We start from the raw sequence: 15,297 nt of genomic DNA, 5'->3' as shown, positions 1-15,297 counted from the left end.
GCGTCGGCGGGCGGAAGGTGCGAACGGTGGAGACGGACCGTACGGTCGCCGGGCTGCCGGGCCGAGCCCGGCTCGTCCTGGCGGGCGAGCTGGTGTCGTGTGCGGGTTCGGGCGCCACCGTGCCGTATCTGGTGATCTACCTGCACACCGTGTGCGGGACGGGGCTCGCCGCGGTCGGCGTCATGCTCACGCTACGTGCGGTTCTCGCCATCGCCGGAGCGGCGGTGGGCGGTACGGCCACCGACCGGGCCGGTGCCCGGACGGTGGCGGTCGCGGGGTTGGGCCTGGCCGCGGTGAGCTCCGTCGTCGCGGCATCGGCCGGCGGACCGACGACCGGGTTCGTCGCCGTGGCCGTGTGCACGTTGGCGTGCGCGTCGCTGGCGCCGGCCATGGACACGTTGCTGGCCCGGACCGTCGCCGCGGATCTGCGTCCCACACTTTTCGGATGGCGCAACGCGACCGTGAACTTGGGCGGCGCGGCAGGCGCCGCGCTGGCCTCGGTCGCGGTGGCGACGGCAGGCATCACCACCGGACTGCGCGGGCTCTACCTCGTGGACGGCCTGTCGTTCGGGATCCTCGCCGTGCTCATCGCAGTGGTCCTGCGAGGCCTAGCGAACCCGGCGGAAGGGGAGGTTCGCGGGGCCGGGGCGCACCCGGCGGAAGGGGAGGTTCGCGGGGCCGGGTACCGCGCGGTGGCGCGCGACCCGGCGATGCGATGGACCTGTGCCGTCGTTCTGCTCGCGGTCGCCGGCGGGTTCGCCGTGCTCCAGGTCGGGCTGCCGGCGTACGTGGCCGCCACCGGGATCGACGTCCGGGCGCTGGGCTGGGCCTTCGCCGCCAACATGGTCGGTGTAGTCGTCTTGCAGGTACCGGTGCAGCGTCTCCTGCCCGGCCGGCGCCGGGTCACCGTGCTGGCGTCAGGTGTGGTGCTGATGGCCACGGCCTGGGTGTTCCTGCTGGTGGTCGGTGTGTCCGGTGCCTACGCCCTGGTGGCCGCCGGGTTGGTCTTCGCCGCGGCGGAGACGCTGTTCATCCCGGTGGTGTCGACGGTGGTGAACGATCTCGCCACCCCCGGCCTGCGCGGCCGGTACAACGGGGCCCAGACGGTGGCCTGGACCAGCGGATTCCTCCTCGGCGCGGCCGGGGTGGGTGCGCTCATCGGGGCCGGCGCCACCGGGCTGCTGTTTCCGGCCGGTATCGCGGTGCTCGTCCTCGGCGTCTTCGCCGCCGTCCGGCTCGGCCGGCTACTTCCCGATGCGGTGGCCCGGATCCCGCGGGCCGGTCAGTCCTCCGGACGGTGCCCGGACACCGGGCCGGCCGATCCGCCCTCGCGCGAGCTGGCCGCGGTGTCCTGACGCGATGACGACGACCGAGATGACGACGGCAGAGAGGTGGACCGTGGAGGTGGCCAGTGCGGCCGAGGCCTTGCTCGTCCGCGCCGAGCGCGAGCGCGACGCGGGCGAATACCAGCAGGCCCGGCGCACGCTGCGGGCGGCGATCGCCGGATACCGGGCGGCGGACGACCCGGCCGGCCGCATCACCGCGCAGACCGTACTCGGAGGGGTGTGGCGCACCACCGGGCAGTACCGCCGGGCCGGCCTGCTCCTGCGGCGGACGCTCGCCGCCGCCGAGAGCCGGCTCGGGCCCCGGTCGCCGGCGGTGGCCGCGGTGTGCAACGAACTGGCTGTGCTCGGCAAGTACACCGGAGACTTCGACCACGCCGGAGAGCTGTACCGCCGGGCCCTGGACATTCTTCGCACCGAGCACGGCGAACAGCACGCCAGCGTGGCAACCATCTACCACAACCTCGGTGGACTCGCGCACGCCAGAGGTGCGTACGCGGACGGTGAACCCTGGGCCCGCCGGGCGGTCGAGCTGCGGACCGCGCTGCGCGGTCCCGACCACCCCGAGGTCGCCGCCGAGCACGTCGCGTGGGCAGCCCTACTGGACGGTTGCGGCCGGCCCGACCGGGCCGAAGCACTGCTCTGCCACGCCCTGGGCGTCTTCGAGGCCGCCTACGGGCCCGATCACTACGAGGTCGCGGTCACCCGCAACAACCTCGCTGCCATCCACCACCGGCGCGGTGACCTCGACACCGCCCTGGAGCTGTACGCCCGGGCTCTGGCCGCCAAAGAACGCCTTCTCGGTGACCGGCACCCCGACTGCGCCACGACCTTGGTCAACCTCGCCGCCGTTCACGAGGAGCGCGGCGAGTACGTTCCCGCCACCCGCCTCTACACACGCGCCGCGACGATCCTCGAACCGCTCGTCGCCCCCGACCACCCCACCCTGCAGACCGCCCGCGCCGGCGCCGCCGCCGCAGCCTTGGCTGGTGTCGCAGCCGGGGCTGAGGTCGGGTTCGAGACCGAGACCGGGATCGCAGCCGGGACTGAGGCCGGGGCCGAGGCCGGGGCCGAGGCTGAGGCCGGGGTCGGGGCCGAGGCCGGGGCCGGGGCCGGGGCCGGGGCCGAGGCCGGGGCCGAGGCCGAGGCCGGGGCCGTGGGCGGGGCCGAGGTCGCAGCCGGGGTCGTAGCCGGGGCGGGTAGCTCGGGAACGCTGTGAGTTCGGTGTCCCGGGGCCGACTTCCGGTCAGGGATGGGCTCGCCGTAACGATCGGTCGTCATCGTCTTCGCCGGGCAGCTGGGCTGCCGGGTCCGCCTGCCGACTGAACCACGACCCTGCAGAGCGCGGGCAGCGACGAGTGCCGTACCCCTCCCACCGGGCGTTTCTGACGTCGATCGTCGTCGCACGCCCACGAGGGTCGGCCGGTCCGACGAGCGCCCCGCGCCACCCGCGGAGAGGCAGTCAGCTGAGCTCCAGATAGTCCGCTCCGCCGAGGAGGGCGACGGTGGTCGCCGTGCGATTCAGTAGCACCGCGTATCCCCGCCTCGCGACGAGAGCGAGTGTTGCGAACCGAACGTTCGCGGCGTCGTCACGGCGATCGAGCGAGCGCGCGTTCGGCGAGAACCTAGTTCCAGGACGGGGACACACCCCGCCGAACAACCTCAGGAGGCTGGACGACATGAGCGGCTGCTACGACTACGACTACTCGTACGACTGCAACGACAACTCGTACGACTACGACTGCCGCCCCCGTCGCCGCCACCACCGCAAGCACTACAACGACTGCTGGGACTACAACTACTGCTCCTGAACCAACCCCAGCACCCCGGCCCGGAACGCGAAACCGCGCTCCGGGCCGCTCCACGTCCGAGCTAGTGGCAGAGTCTCCCCCACTAACCGCCTGACGATCGCCCGCGACTGGAGGCAGTGATGTACACGCCGGCCGAGCACGACGAGATCACCGGGCTGCTGCGCTATCTCGACCAGCAGCTGGACGCACTGCGCGCCTCAGCTTTCGGGCTGACGGAAACACAGAGCCGCGCTACCCCCTGCCGCAGCTCTCTCTCGATCGCGGGCCTGATCAAGCACGCTATCCACGGCATGCGAGGGGCAACCAGCCGGCTGCAGAGCACGGCGTCGACGGCAGATCCGGCTGCGATCGCCGCCTATGTCGCAAGCTTCGCGCCAGGCCCCGACGAAACCACCACGGCGTTGATCGCTGAGTTCGACGCAGCGCGAGTCGAGTACCTGAAGGCGTTCGCGGCGGCCGATCCCGATGCCCTCTCCGTGGAGCCGCCGGCACCGTGGCACGGCCGCTTCACCGAGCAACCGATTCGGTTGCGCTACTACCTCACCCACCAGCTCGAAGAGATGGCCCGTCATGCCGGCCACGCGGACATCATCCGCGAGCAACTCGACGGTGTGTCCGTCCCGTCGCTCGTCCTCACGCTCGAGGGTGCGCCCGCAAACGACTTCTTCCGCCCCTACACCCCCGCTCCGGGCACGATCGGCGCGTCCTGACCCGGGTAGTGGTGCCGCACGGGGAGTTTTTCCGACCAGATTCTCCCTCGTCGAGCGTCGGGTGTCCGTGGACGCCGATCCCGCCGCTGACACCCATCAGCCGGTCGTCGACGCGACCAGGGCGGACCTTCCGTCGGCCACGATGGCGCGCCGTCACAAGGCCGTGTCGCGACACCCTATGACGTCGCGAACACTGGAGCGGCAGGCGAGTACGTCGATCGTGCCCGGCAGACGGCGGGAAGGAGACTCGCGTCCTCACGCCGAGCCCCAGCGGTTCCGCGAAGAGTTCTTCGCTACCGGGAAGCGGCCGCGGACCGGTGCATACGTCCATCGATCGCGGGGAGCGCCTCAGCCGTTGCCCGAACGCGAATACGACCCGACGTCCGGTAGCCGCGAGGCGCGCAGCTCGGCAGATGATGATTGATCGATGGCATCTACGGCCGATCGATCCGCAGTTTGCGCAGTAAGCGCGCACGAAAAGTAGCTTTTTTGATTACCTTCTGCCCGAACTCAATGTCGTGCGCCATCGCGGTCACTAATTCTTTCTCGTTCCGCCACCTCGACGACGACTGACTAGTTTCTACAAGCGTTCTAGTTCGGTATTCCCAGAGCCGCGGCCGCAGGTCCTTCCCTGCTGCCAGGAGCGCAACATCGAAAGCATGCGCCGCCGCAGAGCGCAAGCCCTCGTCGTCGGGACGGCCTTCATATTCACGCACCGCAGCCAGGAGTTGCTCGTACCACTCCCGCTTCGCCATCTGCCAACTGGCGAATCTATCCGAGGTAGGTACGAAAGTGGTCGCGCGGGCTGTGGCTAGAGCTGATGCCTCTGCACCCCGCCGGGCCTGCAAAGACGACAAGAACGCGAACACGCCCGTTATCGCGACGCCCACGACAGTAATCACTTCGGCGGTTATGGCCGGCGGCCACATGGCGACCGCCTCAGCAGCAACTGCGAGCACGACCCTCCAATGTCCATTCCCATTGCCGGCCGACTCTATAACAGCACCATCCGACGCGCGCGAGTTCGCAGCTTTGACGACCGTTCGGCCGTCAGGGGGTCCGACCCGCTAGACACCCCGCTCGATAATCCACCGCATGACGCCAGGCACGGTGCTGGACCCGCGCCCGGCGCAGGTGCGGACACTCCCGAGCTCAGCAGGTGTCGGACCAATCCCGCGGCACGGCGACTCGTCGTGATGATCGCGGCGATCGCGGATGTCGGCAGGGCCGGAAAAGCTCCTCCAATGAGGTCAGTCAGCAGCCGTCGGCGGAGAGATGAGTCGGTCCAGGACAGCGCGGGCGGCCACGAGCTCGTCGATGACGGCGTTGATCCGGAGGCGCTCGCCCTCGAGCCCGGTGAGGAGTTCGGGGCACGTCGGGGCGAGCGTCGTGGTGTCGTCCGGAATGCACGGCAAGATCTCCGCAATCACCGACGTCCCCAGTCCGGCGGAGAGGAGCAACTGAATGTGGCGTACGACGTCGATGGAACGCTCGTCGTAGTCGCGATAACCGCTCGCGGTGCGGCGGGGCTCGAGCAGCGTCTGTTCCTCGTAGTACCGCAGAGCCCGTGGCGTCGTACCGGTTCGTCGGGCCAACTCGCTGATCCACACGCCGTGACCCGATCACGGCTTGACTCTCACGTCAACGTGAACGTTTACCGTCCCGCCATGAGCGAATCCTCCCGTGAAAACCGCGACCACACCCTCGCCGTCCTGGGCCTCGGACCGATGGGACGGGCTTTGGCCGCCGCGGCGGCCGGCGACGGCCGACGCCTGGTGATCTGGAACCGGACAGCCGACAAGGCCGCGGACCTCGTCACGCGCGGAGCAACCCTGGCCCCCACCCCGGCCGCCGCGGTGCACCGCGCATCGACCGTCGTCTGTTGCGTCCTGAACTACGACGTCGTGCGCGACGTGCTGCGCACGGTCCCCGATTGGGACGCGACAACGTTGATCAACCTGACCAGCGGTCATCCCGGAGAGGCTCGTGCCCTAGCGGCGTGGGCCGGCGAGCGAGGCGTCTCCTACCTCGACGGGGCGATCCTCACACCCGCCCCGACGATCGGCACGCCTGCAGCGTCCATCCTGTACAGCGGCTCTCGAACCGTCTTCGACCGAACCAGCGCTCTGCTGACGCTGCTGTCCGGCACCACGCAATTCCTCGGCGAGGATCCCGGCGCCGCGGCAGGCTTCGAGATGGCATTGCTCGATCTGTTCACCACGGCCGTCGGCGGGCTGGCACACGCGTTCTCCCTCGCCCGCGCCGAAAGCATCGCGCCCTCCACGTTCGCGCCCTTCGCCCAGGGAATCGGTGGCCTGCTCGCCGAGCTCACGACCCGGTTCGCCGACCAACTCGAAGCGAACCATTTCCCCGGCACCACATCGAATATCGCGTCGGCGTCGTCGGCCATCGCGCACGTCATCGAGGCCGCCGCGCGGCACGACATCGACGTCAGCCTGCTACGCGCTCTGCAAAGCGTCACCGACCGCGCGCTCGCCAACGGCTACGGCAACAACGGCTACGCCAGACTCACCCACGTCATCGGTCTCCCGGCCGCCCTCGCGGAATAGACGACATTCCCCCGCTCTCTCCGCGCGGTCCCAGCCCGGTGCGCCCGACGATCAGTTCGCGTGTCTGCTCGCCGATGCCTGGCCACGCGACGTCGCGGCAATGATCGAGAACGAGGTGTGGTCGGCGGTGGGCAATCGTCCTCCGGCCAGGGCATCGGCTCCGCAGATCCGGGGGAAACGTCCTGGAACCAATGATGCTCCGTGTGTCCGAGGTGCTCGACCACGCCCAGTGGCGTCCGGCCGGAGTCAAGGGTCGGGACACGCAGCGCGGCCGCGCTGAGCCCGGCGAGGACCGCTGCTCGGCGCCCCCGCCCGCATGACCGCGGGTGATCAGGTCGCCGGGCTGAAGTGAACGCACGTCGGCCGCCGGGTCAGGGCACGAGAGTCCGTCGCGGCTCGCACGCCTGCTGCACGAGATCGGCGACCATGAGCACCATGATCGATCGTGACCTTCTGCCGACGTACCGACTCCTCTCCGGCCCCGACGACAGCACGTTTTGTTACCGGGTCAGCGACGCTCTCGACCTCGGTTACGAGCTCCACTCCGGACCGGCCCTGACCGTCAAGGACGGACAGGGATATGTCGCGCAGGCGCTCATCTGGCGTCGCGAGGGACCGCCGCCGTCCACCTCCGCTGCGGTGGCCTAGCCAGGGCGGTGCGTTCCTTGATGCTGGTGGCGACGTTCGAGGCTCCCGACCCGGAGCGCGTAGCGCGATTCTGGGCCGCTCTGCTGGACAGGGAGGTCGTCGACGATGCCGGCCGCGTGTTCCTGCCGGGTGAGCCGACCCAGCTCGACCTCCGGTTCGTGCCGGGCCGGCCGGGCACGCCCGGCGCGAACCGCATGCACGCGCATCTGACCAGCGCCGACCTCGACGACCAGCGGCGCACCGTGGCGACCGCGCTGGAACTCGGGGGCCACCACCTCGACGTCGGACAGCGGCCCGAGGAGGGACATGTCGTCTTGGCCGACCCGGCGGGCTACGAGTTCTGCGTGATCGAGCCGGGCAACGCCTTTCTCGCCGGGTGCGGCCCTCTCGGTGAACTTGCCTGTGACGGCACCCGGGAGGTCGGCTCGTTCTGGAGCGAGGTACTGGGCTGGCCACTGGTCTGGGACGAGAACGACGAGACCGCGATCCAGTCACCCCTCGGGGGACGAAGGTCGCGTGGCCCGGGCCGCCGGAGAGGTGTCGACCGACATCCCCTCGGCCGACCTCGCGGAGTTCATCGTGAACGCCTGGGAGGGCGGCGCGGTCAAGTCCAAGACGACCTCCTCCTCCGACCCGGTTCGCGTCTTCGAACGCACGGTCGCACGACTCCTGGGCTGAACCCCGACGGTGCGGGCTCAGTTTCTTTCCCCGCCTATTACGAGACGACCGGACATACGTCCAACCGGAATTTCTTCGAAAGGACAGCTCATGGCAGAACTACAGGACATCGTGCTCGCCGCGCACGGCGACCTCGAGCGGTGGCGCTCGCTCCACAGGCTCACCGCGCACGTCCTCAACGGCGGCGCACTGTGGGACATCAAAGGCCAAGGCGATGTACTCGACGACTACACCGCCACGATCGAGCTGCACCGGCAGTTCGCCAGCCATACGCCGTTCGGCGGCGCAGGGCTGCGCAGCTCCTTTACCCCGGAGCGCGTGGCGGTCGAGACCACCGGCGGCGAGATCGTGCAGGAGCGGTTCAACCCGCGCGCTGCTTTCGCCGGCCACGTGCTCGACACCCCGTGGGACCGGCTGCACGCCGCCTACTTCACCGGCTACGCGATGTGGAACTACCTCACCGAGCCCTTCACGTTCGCCGAGCCGGACTTCCGGTTCGCCGAGCTGGACCCGTGGGAGGAGGAGGGCGAGACCTGGCGCCGCCTCCAGGTCACGTTCCCGGACACCCTGGTGACCCACACCCGCGTCCAGACGCACTACATCGACGACGCGGGCCTCATCAGGCGTCACGACTACTCGCCCGACGTGCTCGGTCCGAGCGCGCGCGACTCGGCGCACTACAGCTGGGGTCACCAGGAGTTCGACGGCTTCGTCTTCCCGACGAAGCGCGCGGTCCATCTCACGGACGAGAACGGCCGGAAGGTGCCGGAGCCCGTCGTCGTGTCCATCGAACTCGACCAGATCACCCTGTCCTGATCCCACCTACGCGGTACTGGGCGACCGAACGGAGCCCGAGGCGGGCGACCGGATCGGGCCCACCCTCGCGAACAGCGCGGTCGGCCGTCGCGCTCGGCGGGGACATCGCGCTCGTCCGCGGCGAGGATCTCGGCAGACGCATCGCCCGCGCGCAGACGTCGGCTCCAGCCCCTCGGGTGGCCAACCGGACTCGCTTCGGTCGAGACGCCGGAGGTCAACGATTCGCGCGGGCCTTCGTCAGTTCGGCGGCGTTCGCCCGGCTCCAGGCACACCCGGCCGCCATCGGTTCCAGCAACGACCGCCCGAGCGAGGTCAGGGCGTACTCCACCCGAGGCGGGTGTTCGTCGTAGGCGGTGCGAGTGACGAAGCCGTCCCGTACCAGTGAGCGCAGGGATTCGCTGAGGACCTTGGGCGTGAGCCGGTGGAGCGGCGCCCGCAGCTCGCCGAAGCGCCTCGGAGAATCTTTGAGGCAGACGAGGATCTGCGCGGTCCACTTGTCGCCGATCCGGATCGGCTGCGTGGACGGGTCGGTGCAATCGTCGAACATGGCTGGGTCGAGTGGCTCTGACACGCGGCAAGGATAGGCAGGTCACGGACGATACCGTTGCGGATACCGAGGTCTGCCGTCCTACATTGCGCTCCGTCGAAACGAGGGAGTGGACATGCGGATCGTGGTGTTCGGAGCCGGTGGACGTGCCGGTCGGCGCGTCGTGGCGCTCGCCGTCGAGAGAGGACACGAGGTGACGCCGGTCGTGCGCGATCGGACGCGGTACGCCGCCGGCGACCTGGTCGATGCGGTCGAGGGTGACGTCACCGACGCGGGCCGCGTGCAGGAACTGGTGGCCGGTCAGGACGCGGTGATCATGACCGCGGTGCGGCTCGACGTCCCCGCGACCGAGTTCTACACCGCGGCTGCGCGAGCACTGGTGTCGGCTCGCCCGCGCCGTCTCGTCGCGGTCGGCATCGGCACGATGCTGGAGGTCGAGCCGGGCATCGCAGTGCATGACAGCCCGGACTTCCCGGCGGAGCACCGGGCGTTCTCGCTCGGGCACGTGGCCCAACTCGACACGTTCCGTGCGGCCCCGGTGGACGTCGACTGGGTCGTGCTGGCGCCGCCGCCGATCGTCCTGGCGGATGAACCGGCGGCCGGCCCGTACGCGACCGGTGGATCGCTCGTGCTGCCGGGGACGACATTCTCCTACGGCGATCTGGCCGCCGCGCTCGTCGACGAGGCGGAGAAGCCCCGCCACCACCGGGCCTTGGTGGCGATCGCACGATGATCCCGATCGGCACCGATGTCGGTGTCGATGCGACGTCGCTGCCCACGGTGCTCGACGAAGTACGCGTCGCCGCCGAGCACGGAATCGGCATCTGCACGGCGTCCGTGGTGTGGCGCAGGCCGGACGCCGGATCAGCCGCATCACCGTCACCGACTCCGAGCATCCCGTCCTCGGGGCGCCGACGAACATTCCGACTACCGCAAGAGGCTCACCCGGCTTTACGCCGGGCGAGCCGACTAGCCTCGACCCTGGTCGACAGCCAGGGTCATCCTTGGACCGGCGGCGTCGACGACGGGCCGACGCCTATTTCAGGCAAGTTTGTTTTGAACCCCGATGCTGATGACACCGGTTCCCGAAACGCCTGCCGTACCGGTCTTGGTGGAAGTGTCTTTCGACGCACTCACCTTGATGGTCAGACAGGCCCTGGAACTGTCACTGACACCGTAAAGCACCTTGTCGCCGGACACGCCGGTCCAGTGCTTGGGGGACTCGGTGAGGGTTACGTGAGTGTTGACCCCCACGCCCTTGGTAGTGATGTTGCACGCAGTCGACGTGTACCCGATGACCTTTCCCGACGAGTCGACCAGAGTCGCAATACAAATGCGCCACGTTTTGTCGTTGGCGCACGCGATCGGAACGGCCTGCGCCGGTTGGGCGGCGACGAACGCTAATCCGCCGAACACGACAGCGGCCACTGAGACGCGAGAAATCCAGGCTCTAACTGACACGAAACGCTCCTCCAGTCAGGCGGCTTAGTCCTTTATGGACCAGCGCGACCCTGAAGGTAGTCCGGTGATTCGGGGGAATCAATGTTGCGATTTCGAGAATCACCCCGGACGCCGCGTCGTCGAGCCGATTCGACCGTCGGCCCGAGGCGCGCCCGATCGGTCACCGGCCACCGGAACTGGCTTTGGCCTGCGAGAACGGCCGATGACCGTCGAACATCTCGGCAGGAATCCGACCGCCATCGTCGACGGCAAGGTCCGGTCACGAAATGATAACGGCCGTTTCTCGGACGGCTCGCAATTCATGGCCGAAGGCTCTACAGCACTGGCGAATAGCCTGGTCAGAGGGCTCAAATCACAGCGGGCGGAAACACCGCCGAGACGACACTGAAGCCTTTCCGCCTGGCCTCTGCCGACGAAGACGCGTTGACCACTGGAGTAATGCGAAATGTGCGGGGAATTTTCCCGTTCTTGAACGGAGCGCCGGTGCGTTCACTCGGGCCGCGGCGTCGCCCGAGGCGGATCCCGGCGGCCTCCAACGCGGTCAGGATGCCGTGGACACGGGCCGCGCCGGGATCGTCCCTGGCGCCGGCGCAGCGGCGGAGCCACCCCTATGCTCCCGGCGGACGCAAGAACCGCGGACGTGAGAACCGCGGACGTGAGAACCGCGGACGCAAGAACCGCGGACGTGAGATCTCGCATCCGCGAACGAAAGATCCGCGGTTGAACGCACTCGATGCGGCTACCGGCGCGCGTTTTTCGTCCGCGGAGGCGATTCGCGACTGCGCCTCGGCGCCGAACCGGGAGGCGCAACGGTCGCCCGCGTCCTGGAACACGCCACCCCGCCCGCACCCCGGCGGCCGCAGCCGACCGGGCCGGCTCGCCCCTGAACGGGGGGCTTCCGGGTCCGCTCCGGCGCAAGGGTGGTGCAAGGTTCAACCACCACACTGATCGTCACCGGGCGGGGACGAGCGCTCCTCCGTCCTCCGCGCCGGGACTCGCTGCGGAGGAGGGGGCGTGGCGAGTCCCGACGCGGGCCGGCCCAGCGTCCACCTGGGCCAGCCCGCCCAGCCCGCCCAGCCCGGCCAGCCCGCCCAAACCGGCCGATCGGCCGGCCCGGCCACCGCAGCACTCGCGCCTACCGCGGAAGGAGACGATCAGGACAGCGCTACGACACCTGGTCTGCCAGCACCTGGGCCCGCGCGGAGACCTCCGCCATGCCCAGCCGCTCGGCCGACGCCAGGACCTTGCGCAGCAGGCCCGCGGCTTCGTCGCGATCGCCCGGACCGTCGCGGAGCAGATGCGCCCGCGCCTGGTCGAGGCGGACGCGTGCGAGCGACGGCGCCGCTGCCGACACCAGCCGGGACGCCGCGCCCAGCTGGCTCAGTGCCTCGTCCGGTCTTCCGGCCGCGAGCGACAGGATCCCGGTGTACCTGGCCGCGGGCCCGGTCAGCACGGTCGGCCACCCGGCGAGGAGCACCTCGTCGAAATGCGGACGCAGCAGCGCACCGAGACGAGCCCCGAGAGCCGTGAGTTCGGGGCCGGCCACGGGTGAGTCGAGGAGCAGCGCGCACGAGTCGGCGAGGACGCCGAGCGTCGGGCTGGCCCAGCCGTGCGGCGGCAGCGTCTCGAGGCCCGCGGTCTCGTCGACGAACGCCGTGAGCAGGTCGGCGGCGGCAGCATGGCGACCGGTCTCGGCGTGCGCCAAGATCAACGCCGCCTGCCAGATCGGGAAGAAGCCGTGCTGTTCGATCTGATCGGCCAACCCCAGATCGAACAGCTCCTCCATCCGGCCCTGTTCGTGCCTCAGCCAGAACAGCTGACCCATCCAGGTCTGTCTCAGCGTGCTCACCGGCAGCGTCTGCGTGCTCTCGAGTTCCTGCACGGTTCTCGCCTGTTCGCCGAGGATGCGCGCTTCGGCGGCGTCGAACTTGCCCCGCCAGAGGTCGAGCAGCGTCTCCAGCACGCCGAGCTGCCAGAGGTTCAGCGGGCTGCGGTTGAGCTGGACGTGCTGGCGGTACTCGTCGACGGCGGCGAGCGTCTCACCCAGCCGGCCGAGTCGCAGCCGGTCGATCGCCAGCGCGACCAGGCCCTCGCTGCGGAAGTGCGGTGACTGGGCCCGGAGGCTGGTCTCGTAGAGGCGGCCGGCCAGCGTGACCAGTTCGGACGGCGGGTGGGTGTCGTAGAGCCCCCACCGGCATTCGGTGAGGATCTCGCACTGGATCACCGGGTCCCAGGACGGCGAGAGTTCGGCCAGCGCGGTCTCGGCCAGGGCCGCGCCGGAGACGCCGTCGGAGGCCACGACCTCGACCGACATCGCGGTCTTGTGCGCCAGATGGGCCCGTAACTGACCGACGAGTGCCCTGGCCTCGTCGTCCGGCTCGGCCACCAGGTCGTCGAGGCAGCGGCGGAGGATCTGCGTCAGCTGGACGTCGATCTTGCCCGGATCGGACCAGCGGCGGGCCATCTTCACCGCGGCCACCGCCCGGAGCCGCGGGAGACCCCCGGCGACGTCGTAGGCGGCCAGGTAGTCGCGACCGGCCTCGTCCATGTAGCCGGTGTCGTTGCGGGCGTCGCCGAGAACGACGAGTAGCGCGAACCGGGTCGGCGGCGAGCAGCGCAAGCGCAGGCCTTCCTCGGCCCAGACCATCGCCGCCTTGGGGGCGAACGTGTGCTGCTCGGCCTGGGCCGCGGCCAGGCACGCGATCGCGACCTGCTCGTCGGTGAGCTCGACCGCGGCGGCGCGGGCGTGATTCGCCAGGCGGACGGAGAGCGCCTGGTCGAGGACGCGGGCGGACTTGATCCGGGCGTCCAGGACCTCGAACGCGCGGCGGTGCAGGCGACGGGCGAGCGCCGGGTCCTGTTCGAGACCGGCGAGGACCTCCTCGCGCCAGAGCGCGTGCCGGAAGCGGACCCGGCCGTGCCCCTCGATCGCCCGGCTCGCCACTGCGGCCGCCTGCTCGCGGTCTGCCTCCCTGGGCGCCAGCCCAAGCATCTCGGCCACCAGCCCGAAGTCGATCTCCTCGTTGATGCAGGTGATGGCGGCCGCGGCCAGCCACGGCGACAACGGCGCGGTCCGCCGGTCGACGGTCTCCACCGGTGCCGGGGTGGGCGCGGGGACCGCGGCCAGATCTCCGAGGCGGACCGGCAGGCCACCGGTGCTCCGGTAGGCGGCGAGGATCTCGTCTTCGGTGGGCTCCCGGGCCAGCGCCTCGGTCAGCCACTCGCGGACGCCGTCGGCGCCGAGCACCGCGGGCCGGAGCGCGATCAGCGCACCGCGACGGTCGCTCCGGGGCCACTCCCGCCAGGGCCCCTCGTCGCGTCCGGACAGGACGAAACCGACGCCGACGTCGCCGACCGCGGCGCGCACGTCGTCGAGCAGTTCGAGCGCGCGGGCGCTGAGCAGGTCGGCGTTGTCGAACACGACGATCAGCCCGCCGGGCCGCGCGGTCCGCCAGAGCAGCGAACACAGCACCGACGTCAGCTGCCGCGGCGACCGCTCGGAGTCGAACTGGTTGCGCGCGTGACCAGCCACCGCGGACAGGAAGTCGACGAGCGTCCCCCGGTCGAGCGGGCTGGGCCCGGTCGACGGGTCCCGCCGGATCCGCGCCCACAGCGCACCCGCCACCAGCCGCCAGGGCTGCAGGTCGCCGGAGGCGTAACAGGTCGCGGTCACGACCGCGGTGCCCTGCCGATCGGCCAGCCGGCCGAGTTCCTCCACCAGCCTGGTCTTGCCGACGCCACCCACGCCGGCGATCGTGAGCGCCGCCGGACGCTTCCCGGCGATCGGTTCGAGTAACGCGGTCAGCGCCGCGGTCTCGGCCTCTCGCCCGACCAGCCGGGCCGGAGTACCCGGATCACGCGGACGCGGTGCGACCCGCAGCGGCCGGTGCACGTCGAATCCGAACTCGTGCAACGACAGCAGGTCGAACGCCCTGGTCGCGGCGTCGTCGTAGCGGTCGGTCGCGCGACGGCCGTCGATCAGCGCCTCCGCGGCCGCGCCGGACTCCTCCAGCGTGCCCAGGAACCGGGTGAGCCACACGCCGTCCGCGGTCTCGTCGGCGTCGGACAACGGCGCGTCCGCGAGGACGTCGTACCGGCCGAGCCGCAGCCCTACCTCGGCCAGGTGCGTGACGAGATCGGCGCGCTGCCGCTCGAGTGCGGCCGCCAGCCGCAGGCAGGGTTCCGGCACGTCGTCGCCCCGGAGCGCGAACGGCGCGTCGGTCCACTCGGCGGACGCGGCCCGGTAGGCCTCCAGCGCGTCGGCGTCGCGGGCGGCCGCCGCCAGCTGGTCGCCCTCGGTCACGAAATGTCCGAAGCGGACGGCGTCGACCAGCGAGGACGCGCGCTCGCCGAGCGGGCCGGTCAGCTCGTAGGTGCGCCGATCGCGGTTGTACGCGATGTCGAGCTCGCCTGCGGACAGTCGCTTGCGGAGCCGCGCGACCACCGGCGACAGCCCGTCGCCGCGGGGCGCGTCGCCGTCGGCCCAGACCGCGTCCACGAGTTGGTCACGGCGAACCGGACCGCCGGCCGCCACCAGTACCGCGAGGACGGTGGCCTCTTGCCGCGCGATCTGCAGGGGCCGGCCGTCGACGACTACGTCGACCCGGCCGAACACCCGGATCCGCAGTTGGGTCACGTGCACTCCCCGCGAGTCTCGTCACTGCGCGGAAGTGTTTCATGGCCTCTCGGGTGATGTCCCGCCCATCGCTCGTG

15 protein-coding genes and 2 pseudogenes are annotated in these 15,297 nt (G+C 70.4%); 11 read left to right on the top strand and 6 right to left on the bottom strand.

Annotated features, from left to right (window positions below):
• Positions 1–26 precede the first annotated feature (26 nt).
• The 4 genes from ACIBZJ_RS20555 to ACIBZJ_RS20540 all read left to right on the top strand — a co-directional run bounded on the left by ACIBZJ_RS20555 (position 27) and on the right by ACIBZJ_RS20540 (position 3,864).
• The gene (locus tag ACIBZJ_RS20555) at positions 27–1,355 is read left to right on the top strand and encodes an MFS transporter (protein ID WP_395931791.1); all 1,329 of its coding nucleotides are present in this window, start codon (positions 27–29) and stop codon (positions 1,353–1,355) included.
• A gap of 4 nt (positions 1,356–1,359) precedes the next feature.
• Complete coding sequence (locus tag ACIBZJ_RS20550) at positions 1,360–2,562, top strand: tetratricopeptide repeat protein (protein WP_395931789.1); 1,203 nt, start codon at positions 1,360–1,362, stop codon at positions 2,560–2,562.
• A 460-nt stretch (positions 2,563–3,022) separates the two neighbouring features.
• A complete protein-coding gene (locus ACIBZJ_RS20545; protein ID WP_395931787.1) occupies positions 3,023–3,154 on the top strand; it encodes a hypothetical protein in 132 nt (43 codons plus the stop codon).
• 119 nt (positions 3,155–3,273) lie between these two features.
• The gene (locus ACIBZJ_RS20540) at positions 3,274–3,864 is read left to right on the top strand and encodes a DUF664 domain-containing protein (protein WP_395931785.1); all 591 of its coding nucleotides are present in this window, start codon (positions 3,274–3,276) and stop codon (positions 3,862–3,864) included.
• Positions 3,865–4,298: 434 nt separating this feature from the next.
• Here the strand turns inward: ACIBZJ_RS20540 and ACIBZJ_RS20535 are convergent, their stop codons facing one another.
• Positions 4,299–4,823 carry a hypothetical protein gene (locus ACIBZJ_RS20535; RefSeq protein WP_395931783.1) on the bottom strand — a complete coding sequence of 175 codons (525 nt, stop codon included), beginning with the start codon at positions 4,821–4,823 and terminating at the stop codon, positions 4,299–4,301.
• A 291-nt stretch (positions 4,824–5,114) separates the two neighbouring features.
• Entirely contained in the window at positions 5,115–5,459 is a 345-nt protein-coding gene (locus ACIBZJ_RS20530; protein ID WP_395931781.1) for a MerR family transcriptional regulator, read from the bottom strand.
• Positions 5,460–5,477: 18 nt separating this feature from the next.
• Between ACIBZJ_RS20530 and ACIBZJ_RS20525 the strand changes: the two genes are divergently transcribed.
• On the top strand, positions 5,478–6,434 hold the full coding sequence (locus tag ACIBZJ_RS20525) for an NAD(P)-dependent oxidoreductase (protein WP_395931779.1): 957 nt from the start codon (positions 5,478–5,480) through the stop codon (positions 6,432–6,434).
• On the opposite strand, the pseudogene ACIBZJ_RS20520 reads toward ACIBZJ_RS20525, so the two are convergent.
• Positions 6,383–6,721, bottom strand: a pseudogene (locus ACIBZJ_RS20520) (DUF664 domain-containing protein); the annotation flags it as partial. The gene ACIBZJ_RS20525 and the pseudogene ACIBZJ_RS20520 overlap by 52 nt on opposite strands.
• Before the next feature lie 148 nt (positions 6,722–6,869).
• Between ACIBZJ_RS20520 and ACIBZJ_RS20515 the strand changes: the two are divergent.
• The 4 genes and pseudogenes from ACIBZJ_RS20515 to ACIBZJ_RS20500 all read left to right on the top strand — a co-directional run bounded on the left by ACIBZJ_RS20515 (position 6,870) and on the right by ACIBZJ_RS20500 (position 8,576).
• On the top strand, positions 6,870–7,082 hold the full coding sequence (locus tag ACIBZJ_RS20515) for a DUF1737 domain-containing protein (protein WP_395931777.1): 213 nt from the start codon (positions 6,870–6,872) through the stop codon (positions 7,080–7,082).
• A 20-nt stretch (positions 7,083–7,102) separates the two neighbouring features.
• Positions 7,103–7,372 (top strand): annotated as a pseudogene (locus tag ACIBZJ_RS20510) (VOC family protein); the annotation flags it as partial.
• 226 nt (positions 7,373–7,598) lie between these two features.
• Positions 7,599–7,760, top strand: coding sequence for a hypothetical protein (locus tag ACIBZJ_RS20505; RefSeq protein ID WP_395931775.1), 162 nt, complete (start codon positions 7,599–7,601; stop codon positions 7,758–7,760).
• A gap of 90 nt (positions 7,761–7,850) precedes the next feature.
• Positions 7,851–8,576: a hypothetical protein gene (locus ACIBZJ_RS20500; protein ID WP_395931773.1), complete on the top strand. Its 726-nt coding sequence runs from the start codon at positions 7,851–7,853 to the stop codon at positions 8,574–8,576.
• A gap of 214 nt (positions 8,577–8,790) precedes the next feature.
• Here the strand turns inward: ACIBZJ_RS20500 and ACIBZJ_RS20495 are convergent, their stop codons facing one another.
• Positions 8,791–9,147 carry a winged helix-turn-helix transcriptional regulator gene (locus tag ACIBZJ_RS20495; protein WP_395931771.1) on the bottom strand — a complete coding sequence of 119 codons (357 nt, stop codon included), beginning with the start codon at positions 9,145–9,147 and terminating at the stop codon, positions 8,791–8,793.
• Between the two features lie 91 nt (positions 9,148–9,238).
• Between ACIBZJ_RS20495 and ACIBZJ_RS20490 the strand changes: the two genes are divergently transcribed.
• On the top strand, positions 9,239–9,856 hold the full coding sequence (locus tag ACIBZJ_RS20490; protein WP_395931769.1) for an NAD(P)-dependent oxidoreductase: 618 nt from the start codon (positions 9,239–9,241) through the stop codon (positions 9,854–9,856).
• Between the two features lie 308 nt (positions 9,857–10,164).
• Here ACIBZJ_RS20490 and ACIBZJ_RS20485 read toward each other — a convergent pair whose 3' ends face one another.
• Entirely contained in the window at positions 10,165–10,584 is a 420-nt protein-coding gene (locus ACIBZJ_RS20485) for a hypothetical protein (protein WP_395931767.1), read from the bottom strand.
• A gap of 202 nt (positions 10,585–10,786) precedes the next feature.
• On the opposite strand from ACIBZJ_RS20485, the gene ACIBZJ_RS20480 reads away from it, so the two are divergent.
• Positions 10,787–10,972 (top strand): hypothetical protein, encoded by a 186-nt coding sequence (locus tag ACIBZJ_RS20480; RefSeq protein WP_395931765.1) that lies wholly within the window; start codon positions 10,787–10,789, stop codon positions 10,970–10,972.
• A gap of 777 nt (positions 10,973–11,749) precedes the next feature.
• Here the strand turns inward: ACIBZJ_RS20480 and ACIBZJ_RS20475 are convergent.
• The gene (locus tag ACIBZJ_RS20475) at positions 11,750–15,220 is read right to left on the bottom strand and encodes an AAA family ATPase (RefSeq protein WP_395931763.1); all 3,471 of its coding nucleotides are present in this window, start codon (positions 15,218–15,220) and stop codon (positions 11,750–11,752) included.
• Positions 15,221–15,297: the final 77 nt, after the last annotated feature.

The sequence above is a fragment of the Cryptosporangium sp. NPDC051539 genome (assembly GCF_044454545.1).
Taxonomy (GTDB): Bacteria; Actinomycetota; Actinomycetes; order Mycobacteriales; family Cryptosporangiaceae; genus Cryptosporangium.
The sequence above is the reverse complement of the archived record's forward strand: the minus strand, read 5'-3'. Positions and strand labels throughout refer to the sequence as shown.

Coding starts and splice junctions, on each gene's coding strand:
- ACIBZJ_RS20490 (WP_395931769.1), top strand. CDS start 9,239: ATGCGGATCGTGGTGTTCGGAGCCGGTGGACGTGCCGGTCGGCGCGTC.
- ACIBZJ_RS20500 (WP_395931773.1), top strand. CDS start 7,851: ATGGCAGAACTACAGGACATCGTGCTCGCCGCGCACGGCGACCTCGAG.
- ACIBZJ_RS20540 (WP_395931785.1), top strand. CDS start 3,274: ATGTACACGCCGGCCGAGCACGACGAGATCACCGGGCTGCTGCGCTAT.
- ACIBZJ_RS20550 (WP_395931789.1), top strand. CDS start 1,360: ATGACGACGACCGAGATGACGACGGCAGAGAGGTGGACCGTGGAGGTG.
- ACIBZJ_RS20545 (WP_395931787.1), top strand. CDS start 3,023: ATGAGCGGCTGCTACGACTACGACTACTCGTACGACTGCAACGACAAC.
- ACIBZJ_RS20515 (WP_395931777.1), top strand. CDS start 6,870: ATGATCGATCGTGACCTTCTGCCGACGTACCGACTCCTCTCCGGCCCC.
- ACIBZJ_RS20480 (WP_395931765.1), top strand. CDS start 10,787: ATGACCGTCGAACATCTCGGCAGGAATCCGACCGCCATCGTCGACGGC.